This window comes from Pedobacter foliorum, assembly GCF_013266735.1.
In the GTDB taxonomy this organism is placed as follows: Bacteria; Bacteroidota; Bacteroidia; order Sphingobacteriales; family Sphingobacteriaceae; genus Pedobacter; species Pedobacter foliorum.
In genome coordinates, this window is sequence record NZ_JABSNU010000008.1 from 183,278 (window position 1) to 196,569 (window position 13,292).

General features: G+C 37.0%; 16 protein-coding genes. 7 read left to right on the forward strand and 9 right to left on the reverse strand.

All coding sequences use genetic code 11. The annotated features are described in order from the left end of the window. The first annotated feature begins 5 nt into the window (after positions 1–5). The 3 genes from HQN83_RS16855 to HQN83_RS16865 all read left to right on the forward strand — a co-directional run bounded on the left by HQN83_RS16855 (position 6) and on the right by HQN83_RS16865 (position 3,244). On the forward strand, positions 6–542 hold the full coding sequence (locus HQN83_RS16855) for a dihydrofolate reductase family protein (protein ID WP_173091504.1): 537 nt from the start codon (positions 6–8) through the stop codon (positions 540–542). 125 nt (positions 543–667) lie between these two features. Continuing rightward, positions 668–1,885 (forward strand): FG-GAP repeat domain-containing protein, encoded by a 1,218-nt coding sequence (locus HQN83_RS16860; RefSeq protein ID WP_173091506.1) that lies wholly within the window; start codon positions 668–670, stop codon positions 1,883–1,885. Between the two features lie 156 nt (positions 1,886–2,041). After that, positions 2,042–3,244, forward strand: coding sequence for a DUF4932 domain-containing protein (locus HQN83_RS16865; protein WP_173091508.1), 1,203 nt, complete (start codon positions 2,042–2,044; stop codon positions 3,242–3,244). Here HQN83_RS16865 and HQN83_RS16870 read toward each other — a convergent pair. Together HQN83_RS16870 and HQN83_RS16875 are read right to left on the reverse strand one after the other, a co-directional pair. Next, positions 3,241–4,434 (reverse strand): calcium:proton antiporter, encoded by a 1,194-nt coding sequence (locus HQN83_RS16870; RefSeq protein ID WP_173091510.1) that lies wholly within the window; start codon positions 4,432–4,434, stop codon positions 3,241–3,243. The genes HQN83_RS16865 and HQN83_RS16870 overlap by 4 nt on opposite strands. A 99-nt stretch (positions 4,435–4,533) precedes the next feature. Continuing rightward, positions 4,534–5,094, reverse strand: coding sequence for a Crp/Fnr family transcriptional regulator (locus tag HQN83_RS16875; RefSeq protein ID WP_173091512.1), 561 nt, complete (start codon positions 5,092–5,094; stop codon positions 4,534–4,536). A 302-nt stretch (positions 5,095–5,396) separates the two neighbouring features. Between HQN83_RS16875 and HQN83_RS16880 the strand changes: the two genes are divergently transcribed. After that, positions 5,397–6,593 (forward strand): serine hydrolase domain-containing protein, encoded by a 1,197-nt coding sequence (locus HQN83_RS16880; protein WP_173091514.1) that lies wholly within the window; start codon positions 5,397–5,399, stop codon positions 6,591–6,593. A 100-nt stretch (positions 6,594–6,693) separates the two neighbouring features. Here the strand turns inward: HQN83_RS16880 and HQN83_RS16885 are convergent, their stop codons facing one another. The 3 genes from HQN83_RS16885 to HQN83_RS16895 all read right to left on the reverse strand — a co-directional run bounded on the left by HQN83_RS16885 (position 6,694) and on the right by HQN83_RS16895 (position 8,236). Next, positions 6,694–6,885, reverse strand: a complete 192-nt coding sequence (locus tag HQN83_RS16885) for a cold-shock protein (RefSeq protein ID WP_173091516.1) — start codon at positions 6,883–6,885, stop codon at positions 6,694–6,696. 198 nt (positions 6,886–7,083) lie between these two features. Continuing rightward, positions 7,084–7,680: a pentapeptide repeat-containing protein gene (locus tag HQN83_RS16890; RefSeq protein ID WP_173091518.1), complete on the reverse strand. Its 597-nt coding sequence runs from the start codon at positions 7,678–7,680 to the stop codon at positions 7,084–7,086. A 4-nt stretch (positions 7,681–7,684) separates the two neighbouring features. Then, positions 7,685–8,236, reverse strand: coding sequence for a TetR/AcrR family transcriptional regulator (locus HQN83_RS16895; RefSeq protein WP_173091520.1), 552 nt, complete (start codon positions 8,234–8,236; stop codon positions 7,685–7,687). A 72-nt stretch (positions 8,237–8,308) separates the two neighbouring features. On the opposite strand from HQN83_RS16895, the gene HQN83_RS16900 reads away from it, so the two are divergent. Continuing rightward, positions 8,309–8,575, forward strand: a complete 267-nt coding sequence (locus HQN83_RS16900) for a hypothetical protein (RefSeq protein ID WP_173091522.1) — start codon at positions 8,309–8,311, stop codon at positions 8,573–8,575. 35 nt (positions 8,576–8,610) lie between these two features. Next, positions 8,611–9,102, forward strand: coding sequence for a peptide-methionine (S)-S-oxide reductase MsrA (msrA, locus tag HQN83_RS16905; protein WP_173091524.1), 492 nt, complete (start codon positions 8,611–8,613; stop codon positions 9,100–9,102). Here msrA and HQN83_RS16910 read toward each other — a convergent pair. Further along, the gene (locus tag HQN83_RS16910; RefSeq protein ID WP_173091526.1) at positions 9,099–9,650 is read right to left on the reverse strand and encodes a hypothetical protein; all 552 of its coding nucleotides are present in this window, start codon (positions 9,648–9,650) and stop codon (positions 9,099–9,101) included. The genes msrA and HQN83_RS16910 overlap by 4 nt on opposite strands. Positions 9,651–9,853: 203 nt before the next feature. Between HQN83_RS16910 and HQN83_RS16915 the strand changes: the two genes are divergently transcribed. Beyond that, positions 9,854–10,549, forward strand: a complete 696-nt coding sequence (locus HQN83_RS16915) for an outer membrane beta-barrel protein (RefSeq protein WP_173091528.1) — start codon at positions 9,854–9,856, stop codon at positions 10,547–10,549. A 16-nt stretch (positions 10,550–10,565) separates the two neighbouring features. Here HQN83_RS16915 and HQN83_RS16920 read toward each other — a convergent pair whose 3' ends face one another. The 3 genes from HQN83_RS16920 to HQN83_RS16930 form a co-directional block, all read right to left on the reverse strand. Beyond that, the gene (locus HQN83_RS16920; RefSeq protein ID WP_173091530.1) at positions 10,566–11,534 is read right to left on the reverse strand and encodes a nitrilase family protein; all 969 of its coding nucleotides are present in this window, start codon (positions 11,532–11,534) and stop codon (positions 10,566–10,568) included. A gap of 74 nt (positions 11,535–11,608) precedes the next feature. After that, the gene (locus HQN83_RS16925; protein ID WP_173091532.1) at positions 11,609–12,397 is read right to left on the reverse strand and encodes a helix-turn-helix domain-containing protein; all 789 of its coding nucleotides are present in this window, start codon (positions 12,395–12,397) and stop codon (positions 11,609–11,611) included. A 23-nt stretch (positions 12,398–12,420) separates the two neighbouring features. Continuing rightward, positions 12,421–13,068 carry a TetR/AcrR family transcriptional regulator gene (locus HQN83_RS16930; protein ID WP_173091534.1) on the reverse strand — a complete coding sequence of 216 codons (648 nt, stop codon included), beginning with the start codon at positions 13,066–13,068 and terminating at the stop codon, positions 12,421–12,423. Positions 13,069–13,292: the final 224 nt, after the last annotated feature.

The window sequence follows — 13,292 nt, forward strand, 5'->3', positions numbered from 1 at the left end:
ACAATATGCGAAAATTAGTATTAGGATTAGCAGTAACATTGGATGGATACATTGAAGGGCCTAACGGTGAGTACGACTGGTGCTTTACAGACCAGGACTATGGTTTGAATGAGTTTTTTACTCGTGTAGATGCGATCTTCATCGGTCGTAAAAGCTATGAAATGGCTCAGCAATATGCGGATAGCAATAATGGAGAATTAGTTCCTGGTATGCCATCGATGACTGAATATGTATTTTCTAAAACGCTGAAATCTGTAAAAGAAGGGGCAATGCTTGTATCAGATGATAGTATTGCCGAAGCACGTAGGATAAAAGAGCAACCTGGTAAAGACATATGGTTGTTTGGTGGTGCTTCACTCACTGATGCCCTGATGAAAGAAGGGTTGGTAGATGAACTATGGATGTCAGTACATCCTATACTTCTTGGTACTGGCAAACCATTATTCCGTAGCCAGGAGAGTCGAACCAAACTAACGCTCCTGGAAAGTAAAACTTACGAGACTGGTTTAGTGTCGTTACGTTACAGTATCGATAAGAAGTAACGTATAAGAACTCATCTACTTCCTAATGGGAATAATGGCTTTATAGTTATTATTGTTTCTTTCTTCGGTAGAAGGCCTTATCTTGTAGGTTATTAAGTGTTTTGAAATCTTAAAATCTTATAATTATGCAGTTTTCTCTATCTGGAAAGTCTTACACGATTACCGCACTACTAAGTTTTGTTATTATTTATAATGGCTTCTCACAAAGTACAGAAACTAAATATTTCAAGGATGTAACGACAACCCATTTACCCGTAGATGCGGGAGCACATACTTTGGATGTGGTATTGGTTGATGTAAATGGCGATCGACATTTAGACGCCATATTGGCCTTAGAAAATTTACCCAACCGGCTGTACATGAACGATGGTACGGGGAAATTCACATGGAAGAAAGGTGTTTTTGCAGAAAAATCACACGATACAGAACATGTACGGGTAGGAGACTTTGATAAAGATGGGAATTTAGATGTCATCTTCGTTGCGGAAGATGATCAGAATCATGAATTTTATTTAGGAAATGGAGACGGAACTTTTAGAGATGTAAGCGAGCGATTGCCTGCGAAAAGCGAAGCTAATGGCTTGGACATTGGAGATGTAAATGGAGATGGTTTGCTGGATATTATTGTTGGAAATACAGGTCCTACCCCACAAAATTTCTTGTGGCTCAATAATCCGGAAAAACCCGGACACTTTATTGATTATACCAAAGAGGGGCTACCTGCGCTCCGTTGGGAAACACAATCAGTTAAGTTGATTGATTTAAATGGTGATGGACATCTGGATTTAGTTGTAGGAAATGAGGTGCCCCCAAATCGTTTATTCTTTAATGATGGGAAAGGACATTTTATCGAAAAGGCAGAAAAGCTGGAATTGACGGTTCCTTTACATACAAGGGAAGTTTTAGTATTCGATGCAAATGGAGACAAGCGCCCGGATATCCTTTTTCTTAATTTAACAAGCAATGGTGGTAAATTTGAGAAAGACCCTACTGCTCGTTTATTGATTAATGATGGTAAAGGAAACTTTAAGGACGAAACGGCGAAAAGAATTCCTAAACAGGAATATTCTACTTATGCAGGAGCAATTTTTGATTTTAATCATGATAAGCATCCGGATATTATATTAAGTGCACTTAAGATTCCTCCTTTTGAGCCAATGCAGGTTCAGGCATTGCAAAATGATGGCAAAGGGAATTTTAAATTGGTTACCAGTGAAGTTATTCCAGAATCTACTGTAGGCAGAAGCTGGGGAATTGCCGTTGGTGATGTAAACGGAGACGGCAAACCAGACCTTTTTATTGGCCAATGGGGAACACAAGCGAGATTACTTTTGGGAAAATAAGACCGCAAATTACATGTTCCAATACGTACAGCAGCTGTACGGTTTCGGACAGTGGCTGGTTTGATAATGCTTGTTTAAGCTGTCTATTTGCACTATGTTTAAGTTTTGTGTTTTGGCATTAGCTTGGTAGCCTACCTACTAAATCAAGTTACGTTTATGAAAATACCATTTCTGTCGCTGCTGTCTTTCTTAATGCCAATGGCAGCTTATTGCCAGCTATCCGAACAAATATCACCAAAGGTATCTTTGAGTGTAAATACAAATATTGAAACTTATTTTATTGCCGAGAAACTGGCTGTTGATCATATAGGAAATTATGTATTTAGTAATAAGGAAACCAGTTTTGATCACCAGCCCATCGTATATTTCGGTTATAAGGAATTTAGAAGTTGGAAGGATCGACCAGTTATCTTAAGAATATCAGAAATTCTGAAGCAATTAAGGGACATCCAGCATGACAATTCTCAACAAATTGAATATCTACTATATCTTCATCAATTTCCCAAAAAAGGATTCAGATGGGCTGTACCTAATGACCTGCCGATGTATAATGAAACTCAATATCCTGGTGCAAAAGCGCTTGGCATAGAGTTGGGAGATAGTTTAGCTTCATTTTATAAGCAAGCACGAATAGGAGATTTCCTGAAAAAGAATACTGCTTTTTACAAAGGTGCGTTGGCAGAAGCTAGAAAGTACATCAATATTAAGGCTATACCTTATATGGAAAAATGGTATGGTCAGCAGTTTGCAGGCTATGAACTTTACCTCATGCCTGGTATGCCCATTACTGCAGGAGATGATAATTATCGTGCTTTCGGACCGATGATAACCAGTCCAAAAGGCAAGGTTTCTGCTATGGTATTTAGCTCCAGTATTCAGCTTCCACTCCTGAAATCGCTGAAAGATTACCAGCATTTTGGGTTCGATAACGCAGAGGTAACCCGGTTTTTAACTGTTCATGAGGTTGGACATTCCTTTGTGAACCCACAATTGGCAAAGATGAAACCTACAATACTTCAGGACAGTGCTTTATTTACTCCTGCCTTGGCTAAATCTTTGGAGAATTCTTATATAGGAAATTGGGACGTATGCGTAATTGAGCATCTGGTTAGGCTAGGGGAGATAAGGACCGCCGTTGCCATGGGTGATGAAACAGAGGCTAATCGGTTAAGAAAGATGCATGTTAATGAAATGGGTTTTATCCTAGTCCCGATGCTCGAAAAGCTAGCTGTTGTTTATGAAACTGATCATACAAAATATCCTGATTTTAAGAGTTTTTTGCCAGTTATATTTGAAGCGTTGCACCGCCTTACACCTCAGGATATTGATAAGTTGGTTCAGCAGAATTTAGGATCTTAAGGATTAAAAATTAACATAATAAATACTACAAAAAGCACCAGGTGCATTAGGCCAGCAATGGGGGGTGTTCTTTTGCCTAAAAAGGTCATCAAACTTAGTAGCAACGTGATTACAAAAAGAATCATTTCGGTTGCGGTAAGGCCAAATAATACGGTTTTCCCTGTAATTAGGCCTACAATAAGCACCGATGGTACTGTTAAACCTACAGTAGAAACAAATGCTCCATGGCAAAGATTGATCGCCCGTTGAAATTCATTATTGATTGCTGCTTTTACAGCTGTCATAGATTCGGGGGTAAATACAATAATCGCAATCAATACCCCACCAAGTAAAGGCGGTAAATTAGCCGCTTTGATGCCATAGTCAACAACTGTTGCCATGTTGTGCGAAAGCAGAACAATGGGTAATATCATTGCAACTAGCACAATGGAGCGGATCAGTATTTCATTCTTATTTCCTTTGGATGTTTTATTTAAGCTATCGGTTTCAACAGGCAACGCTGCTGTATGTCTTTCAGCAAAAGGTATTTCCATGAACCCTTTTTTGGGTTGTACATAGAGGTGTCGGTATCCTTTCATCTGAAAAAAGAGAAAAAATCCATATAAGACTATAATTAACGAAGAAAGTACAATAGCCTGAGTATTGCTGAACATCCCGTTTCCGGCTCCCTCAATAAAATTAGGTAACATCATTCCAATACCTCCCAGCATAATAATCATTCCCAGGTACGACATGGTGCCCTGTGCATTGTATTCCTGTTCTCCATATTTCAATCCTCCTAACAAAATACACAGACCAATAACAAGATTCATAATAATCATCATTACCGAAAAGATAGAATCCTTGCCGATGGTTGGAAATTCTCCAGGTCCTAACATTACAGCCGAAATAAGGATTACTTCGATGGAAACGATAGATAGCGTTAGTATTAAAGTACCGTAAGGTTCTCCAAGTTTATGTGCTAATTCATCGGCTTCTTTTACCACACCAAAAGCCGCTCCAGCAATTGTAAAGAGTAATATAAAGAAAGCAATCACAGCAGTACCAGATGACATTGCATCACCTAATAATGAATGTCCAAACACCGTGAAAAGTCCAACAATTAGCCATATTATTGCAAGTCGAATACGCGTTTGGGTAGGGATGATTTCAGCTATTGACAAAGTGCTTTTTATATTTTTGCTCGACATAATTAATTTCTGTTTTAAGATTGTTAATAAACAGAGCAAAATTATCGAGAATAAATCATAGCAAAATTATCTTATGATAAATAATAGCTTTTTAAGATGCTATTTTTCCTTACGGATTCTGCTTAGACTAACAGGTGTGATACCAAGATATGAGGCGATATATTTTAATGGGACCCGCTGGATGAGGCTTGGAGAATTTGACATTAATGCATCATAACGCTCCTTTGCAGACAATAATTCTGTTGATATAACTCTACTTTCTATTTTTAGTAATTCTTTTTCAGCTAGTTTTCTTCCCCAATTGGCAATGTGAATATCCTGGTTGTAAAGATTGTTTAGATGTGCTACTTTTAATTCATAAAGTTCACAATCTTCCAAAAGTTCAACATTTTCATACCCTTTTTTACGCTCTACGTAACTTTTCATTGAAAGAATCGTTTCTCCTTCTTCGCCAAACCAAAACGTAATATCTTTTTCCTTTTGTGGTGCAAAAGCTCTTACTATGCCTTTTTTAATGAAATAAATGTTGGCTTCAATCTTATCGGCTTTTAATAAAATATGGTTTTTTGGATAGGCTACCTCAGAAATGTTTTCTTTTAGGGCTACTTTTGAACTTTCGGGTATATTATATATCTGATCTAGGATTTCGTCTATCTTCATTGAGCTTATTTTTACAATTAGTGTTTTTGAATATTATCGCAATGGGAGATTCCAATACCATTGTTTCAGTATAGTACAACTGCAAAATAATTATGATACAAAATAAGGTAAAAATCAGGGCTTTTTTATTATTCGGATTCTTCTTTTGTAAAGCATACTTCACTTGAATATATGGAATGGCATATCCATTAAGTATGGTTTTGATCCTGAGTGAGTTATTTAATTTGATGTTTTGTAACAAAAATCATTTTTAAGAGACAAAAGGGTGTGTCAAATACATAGTTTTGAATAAAGAATTGCATATGAAGATCTCATATTTAACCTCGGTAGTTTTTTTGCTCTTTATTGGTAGCCCGGCTTTAAAGGCCCAGCAGATTAATAAAATTGATGGAAGTTCAATTAGTGCGGATTCTCTTCGCAACAAGATATTATTCTTGATTGAGAAGGCAAAAGTTAAAGGGCTTGAACTGGCGATTTTCAATAAGAATAAAATAGTCTATAAAGAGGCTTTTGGCATTGGAAATGATTCAGGGATGAAGCTCCATCCTTCGATGAGTATTTATGGTGCATCTCTAAGTAAAACAGTATTTACAGTATTGGTATTAAAACTTGTAGAAGAGGGGGTACTTGAATTAGATAAGCCTTTACAGGATTATTTGTCAAAGCCGATCTACGAATATCCCCAAAAAACCAAATGGCAGGATAATTATAATGACCTTAAAACTGATACGCTTTATAAGAGGATTACAGCTCGAATGTGTCTGGATCATACCAGTGGATTTCCAAATTGGCGTTGGGACAATTCTGATCAAAAACTAAGAGTTGCCTTTATGCCTGGTAGCAGATATAGCTATTCGGGAGAGGGAATGGTTTACCTGCAAACGGTAATTGAGAAGATTACGGGAAAGTCATTGGAACAACTTATGCAGGAAAAAATCTTTACACCGTTTAATATGACTAACTCTGCATATACCTGGTTATCTAGGTTTGAAGTAGATTATGCACTTGGGTACAACAATGATGGTAAAGCTTACGAGAAAGACAAAGATAATGAGGCCCGTTCTCCAAGTACTCTTGAAACTACTCTTGATGATTATGCCAAATTTGTAGAAACTATACTGCAAGGAAAAGCGCTTAAAAGGCAATCTCGATTTGAAATGTTTAAGCCACAGATTCGCTTACGTTCTGTTAATCAATTTGGTCCATTGTCTATGAAGGACACCAGTGCAAATGAGGGTATATCCTTAAGCTATGGATTGGGATGGGGCTTACTTAAATCACCTTATGGTTGGGGTGTTTTTAAGGAAGGTCATGGAGATGGATTTCAGCATTATTGTATTGTTTTTCCTGAAATAGGTATTGGGATAGTTATAATGACCAATAGTGATAATGGCGAAAGTATTTTTAAAGATCTACTGGAAATAGCTATTGCGGATAAGTATACCCCATGGAAATGGCAAAATTATATTCCATATAACGACCCTTCTTCTCAAAAATAATTATTTGCAGGTAGTTTAATTTGGGTTTGATGGGGGTGTAAATAGAACTGAAATAAAAAAGCATCCCTTTTGGGGATGCTTTAGATAAAACATCAATAAATTAGATGACTTTAACGTTTGTTGCATTTAGGCCTTTTTTGCCGTTTTCAACCTCATAGGTAACTTTGTCGTTTTCCCTGATAGGGCCTGCTAGTCCTGTAACATGTACAAAAATTTCTGCATCTCCGTTCTCAGGTACGATAAAGCCAAATCCTTTTGACTCATTAAAAAATTTTACTGTTCCTTGTGGCATTGTATTTAGCTATTAAAGTAAGTTATTATCGCTTTCGAAAAGTAGTTGCTCAACGAATAACAATATCAGCGTAAAATAAGGATTGTTTAAAAGAATTCTAAGTTTTTTATAAAAAAAATAACAGCAGGTTATTTTTAAGTGTTGTGAGCCTATAACTATCAGCTAAAGCGTGAGTAATAAATTTCATAGAGTGATACATTAATCATCATGGTAATCAATGTCCAGGTTAAATTGGTAAAGTAGTCCGGAAAGGTTCAGTGCAGAAAATTTGGCCTGTTTTACTTTATTAACTGATGGATCCAGACTAAAGTTTCTTGCAGTGCGGAAATCTGTTTTCTCTAAAACGGATCTTACAAAAGTTGCCCCTGAAAGATCGCAGTTATGAAATGTGCTGGAGGTTAAATCCGATTCTTCAAAATCAGTTTCTTTGAGCGAACAATCTGTAAATTTTGTCTTCTTAAGTTTTGTACCGTAAAAGGTCGAATAATCAAGATGGCATTGTTCAAAATTGAAAGAAAATAGAAACTTATTGCATTTTGAAAAGTCGATACCCAGTACCTTACAGCCGGTAAAAGTTACATCCTTAAATCCTGTACCTGTAACAATGGTAAGTGAAAAATTGCACTGTTTAAAATGACAATCCATGAAATCGTTATGGCTTAAATCACTTTTAGAAAAATCACAATTTACAAATTCACATTTTATAAATTCTCGGTTCTCCAATCTCTTTTCAGCATAATTAATAGCGGTGAATGTTTTGCCCTCGTGGACTGTAGTTTCGTTGGAATTGTTCATGAGATTAATTTAAGTTGAGTAACTTGTTTACTATCTGTTCTTTTTTTTCGGCACTAATGCCATAGAGACCAAGGTTATCTGCATACCAAAGTCCATCAGCAACGAGCATAATGATCAGGCTGTTGACATTCAAGTCGGCAACTGGACCGCCTGAAATATGTGCCGTAAACCATTCATCCCACATTTTTTTATAGTGTTCATTAATTAATGCTGCTTGTAAAATGACTTTCATGGTTCTCCTATAACGGATATCGCTACTTTTTTTGATAACAAACTTCAGAAAGGCAATGGGGGCGATGTTGTTTCCCGAAGTTCTTTTTTCCTCAACAGTCCATTCTGTTAGTTCAACAAGGCTCTGGCGTACCAGTTCTTCTAGGAGCTCTTCTTTATTTCGAAAATGATGGATAATACCGCCCTTACTTAATCCGGTTTTGTCGGCAATAGCTTGGAAAGTAACCTGATGCCAGTCTGCTGTTGCCCCTATTTCTGCAGCAGTATCAAGAATTAGCTGCTTACTTGCTTCTGGATCTTTCTTTCTTTTATATGGGTTTTCCATATTTCAAAGATACCGAACGACTGGTTTGTTTGCAAATTATTTTATACATTTGTTCCCTCATTCGGCCTTCTTATGTCTAGATACATTATCATCTCAACAGTAATTAATACACCAATTGATTTACAGCATATTTACCAGACCATCAATGCTTTTTTAGGTATCTTAGAGTGGTCTGTTGATCTTGAAGATAGTGATAAAGTGTTGCGGGTTGTGAGCAATAATGATGTTGGTCCGGAGCTGGTAAAAAGTCTGGCGGGGGTGGGGATAAGATCTTCTGTAATGGAAGTTTTTGATGAAAATGGGCTTTCCTTGGGAGCAGGTTTGTCTTTTGTTCATTAGCATCGTACCTTTATACAATTAAATAGAAAAGTCATATGAATACTGAGAAAGCCATTCTTGCAGCCGGTTGTTTTTGGGGAGTAGAAGAACTAGTTAGGCATCAACCAGGTGTTATTTCAACAGTAGTTGGATATACGGGTGGCGATGTTCCTAATGCTACTTATCGGAATCATGGAACCCATGCCGAAGCTATAGAGATCGTATTTGATCCATCACTTTTATCTTATCGTGGCTTGCTTGAATATTTTTTCCAGATTCATAACCCGACAACGCGTAATAGGCAAGGAAATGATATAGGCACTTCTTATCGTTCAGCTATTTTCTTTGTAGATGAAACACAAAGAGAGGTTGCCAATGTTTTAATTGCTGATATGGAGGCCTCAGGTAAGTGGCCTGGGCAAATTGTTACAGAGGTTGTGCCGGCAACTGATTTTTGGAATGCGGAGAAAGAACATCAGGATTATTTACAAAAGAATCCGTACGGATATACCTGCCACTTTGAAAGACCTGAGTGGAAACTGGATTAAGTTCCTTTCTCTCTCAGTTCTTTTGCGAGCCCCTTAATGAACAAATAATTTATGGTGCCGCCAATTACACCACCTGCTACCGGGATGAGTCTGCGACTTGCTCTGGAGCCTAAATTCATAAGGATTTTTTCTGCAACCTCCTCCATGATGTTCTTGCTAATGGCAAGTTTGGCATCTGCCTTTACAGATGAGGCGACTATCTTAAAAAAGTCATCAAAACTGATTTTATATTTTCCGGTGTTGTGATAGGAGATAGCGAGAGTTACCCGGAATTGTTGTGTAATAATGTTGATCACATCCAAAGGGGTACCAACAAGCATGGTTCCTACTCCGCCTATTCCAGTAATTAAGCCTGAACCTGCTGCCAGTAAGGCACATTGATTGATAAATTTATCGATCCCCATAGTGTCAACACCTTTTTTGATGTTAAGTTGGTCAATCTGATTAAAAATCTGCTTAAAACCACCCGCTGCGAGATTCTTAAAACCTGCTCTTACGTCTGTTTTCACCTTTTTAAAATTAACCCTACTAAACGATGGTAAATTCATTCTTATTTATTTTATACAAATGCTTGTACTACTTTCATGCCAAAGCAAAAATCATGACATCCTGAAATTTCTCTTTGTATACTATAAATTCGACAAATTATTTAGGACTGTTTAATTTTCCCTGTAGTGAGAAAATTAGTATGTTTGATTATCTCAATTACTCAGTTAATAATTGCAACTTTAAATCAAAAACAAACAAACTTATGAAAAACAATAAATTGTACGTGCCGATACTTCTGCTTTTTCTAGCTGCGACTTTAAATATGGCTAATGCACAAACTAAAATTGGTGTAAGAGCAGGTGTGAATTTTTCGAATGCAATCATGAAGATGGAAAATGGAGAAAAGGGAGAAACAGAAGCGATTCCGGGCTTTCACTTAGGCCTTACTGTAGATATCCCTATTGCCGGTGATTTTTATGTTCAGCCAGCCGCGTTGTATTCAACTAAAGGATTTAAGCAAAAGGGGAAAGGTTTTGGTTACAGTAATGACTTTAAAGCTGATGTTTCTTATTTAGAAGTGCCCATTAACTTACTTTATAAACCAAAATTAGTTGGTGGAAATTTAATATTGGGTGCCGGTGGTTATTTAGGATATGGAACTGGAGGTAAATGGAAGTCTGCATCAAGTGTTTTAATTGGCGATATTCAGATTGGAGACAGCGGAGATGTTATTTTTCAGAATGATGCATCAAAAGGTGAATTTGGAACGTATTTGTATGGTAAACCGCTTGATTATGGGGCCAATTTTTTACTAGGATATGAGCTCTTTAATCAATATTCGATTCAATTCAATGGTCAGATTGGCCTGGCCAATTTGCAAACAGAGTTTAATGGAGTAAAAGGGAAAGGCAAAATTAAAAACCAGGGATTTGGCATTTCTCTTGGATATAAGTTCTAGTTAGGAGACTTAACTCCTAAGTATTATTTGTCTTTTCATTTTCTTTCATCCAGCTTACTTTCTGCACATTATTATGAGCTTGTCCAATAATGTTAGAATAGAGCGTGGGTCTTCTTGCGTTAATATATCGATACCCGCCGGCCAGTGAAAGTTTGTCTGAGGTAAGTTCAGCAATAACGATCTCATTACCCATAGAACGGCATTCATTCAAAATATCGCCGAAGGGATCTAAAATCATAGAGCAGCCATTTTTAAGCTGATCATCATCCATTCCTATCGGGTTGGAGAAAATGGCATAAATAGCATTATCAAAGGCCCTTGCGGGTAGCCATTTCATAAGCCACTCTCTACCCTTTGGACCATCAAATTCTTTTCGGAGTAGCTCTGGTTCCCGATCTCTGTTTTTCCAAAGTTCGGGGTCAACAAAGCCTGCTCCGGGTCTGGTAGATGGGGTACACATGGTTACATGGGGCATAAAAATAGCTTGGGCTCCCAGTAGTGTTGTTGCTCTAACGTTTTCGATAACATTGTTGTCATAGCATATTAGTATACCACATTTCCACCCATATAGATCAAAAACAGTATACTGATCCCCTGAAAGAAGGTTGGGATTGATAAAGGGATGGAGTTTCCTATGTTTAGCTACCAGACCATTTTTATCTACACAAACATAAGCCTTGTATAGATTGTCAGAGCTGTCTTTCTCAAAAAGGCCTGCTAATATGGCTATGTCATTTGCTTTAGCATGTTCCTGAAGTATGCGTATGCTGGGGCCCTCAGGAATGTATTCTGCAATATCCAGAAGTTGTTCCTTCGATAGTTTTCTTGCAAAGGTATAACCTGTAATGGAACATTCATGGAATGCAATGGCGTGTGCACCTATACGGGCAGCTTTGGCGGAAAGCTCACCAATGATATCAAGGTTATAAGCTTTGTCGCCACTTTTGTTTTCGAACTGGGCAGTCGCTACAATTAAATTTTTCATATGATAGAAGTATTTTAAATGCCAAACTTACCAAGGAGAAAAAGGACTTCCTTGTATAAAACCGACAAATTATCTTACACAGGAAGTAGATTTATGGAGAGTTTCCCTTTTATAGATAAGTATTGTGAGGGAGCCAACCCTGTTTTTTGTTTAAAGCGAGTATTAAGATGTGCCTGATCATAATATCCACATTCATAACTAAGCTGTCCCAGATTTGTCTCCTCACCGTATTTTTGAAGGCACTTGAGGAAATTTTGAAGCTTTACCGTATCAGCAAAAGATTTAGGTGAGATACCAACACATTCTTTAAACTTGCGTTCGAGCTGACGCTCTGTTGTGGAAAATATGCGACTAAGTTGTTCTACGGATACATTACCTGCACAGGATTTGATGTAATCACTTAATTTATTAATGAATTTTTCCGAAGATTGTAGAGATGCATTTTGTTTGATTAAGAAATTTTCCAGGCAATTTATAGCATCAGTAGTGTTTTTATTGGTGATATGTTCTTCTAGTAGACGTCCTTTTGTTCCTATAAGTTCTTCAAGGGCTACTGTTTTGTCCTTCATCTCGTTCGCAGAAATTCTAAAAAGTCCTGGCAGTGCAGTCGGATGAAGCACTGCAATGAGCATTTTGACACTACTTGCTTGTAGATTTAAGTAATTGGGAATTTGACCATATATAAAACTAGAGGGCTGTGCTTGTTCGCCTAAAGAATTGCTGATGTAAATAGGATCTCCTAGCCGAAAGGCAATGCCGGGATTACCATCAGAAAAGAAACGGTAAAGGAGGTATTCGCTGCTTTCAATAACCAGATAGTGCTTTACAATATTTGATAATAGGGGGCTACAAGGTATTTGCATTATTCTGGTATGTGAATCAATTATTAAATAGTTTTATTGAAATTACTGTAAGCAGATTCCAAAATCAAACTTATTGCATCTTTTATTCTTTTCATCCCTTCTGGTTTATTGATGTCAATTTCACAGAAAAGACTATCTGTCGTTTTAGCATGAAGTACCATATGATAAATGCCCGCGACTAATAGGCCTACTATTGCTCTCAGATCGATGTCTTTACCCTTAAGTTCTTTATCTGTTAATGCGAAAAATTTAGAACTTAGTTGTTCTCTCTCTTCGCAAACTTGAAACATGATTTGGCTTCTCTGACTTATTTGCCAAAGGACAATTTTCTGCATTTCTTCGTTCCCATAAAAGTAATCTAATTGATTAAGAAGAAGTTTTTCTAATACCTGTTTCGTGTCTTTTCCCTGATTGTCCTCGGTAAGATTGTTTACCTCGCCTGAAGCCGCAACCCAGTAATCTTTGCTCTTAATGTAAATTTCAATCAGGTTATCTACTGATCCAAAATAAAGTGTAACTAGTTTACGATCTAAACCGGCGGCTTTTGATATGTTTGTCGCCGTTAATCCTGTATATCCTTTAGCTTTTACTACAGTTCCAACTGCCTGTATTAATTTCTGCTTTGATCTGTCTTTATCGTTTGATGCTCCCTGATATCTTTTCTTTTCCATAACAAATCAATTGTAATCCCTAATTTACAAATTATCGTAATACTGTTTCTCTTCAATTTTATTTGCTTTAATGCAATAAAACAAAGCTACTAAGCTCCAGATGCATACAAGAAATTTATCTGTACTGTAATCATCGTTTATTATTTCAAGTGCTTTTGCAATAAGGGTTACTATAGCGGATATTGAAATAATTATTAGAACAATTTTACTTTTCATTCGGCTAA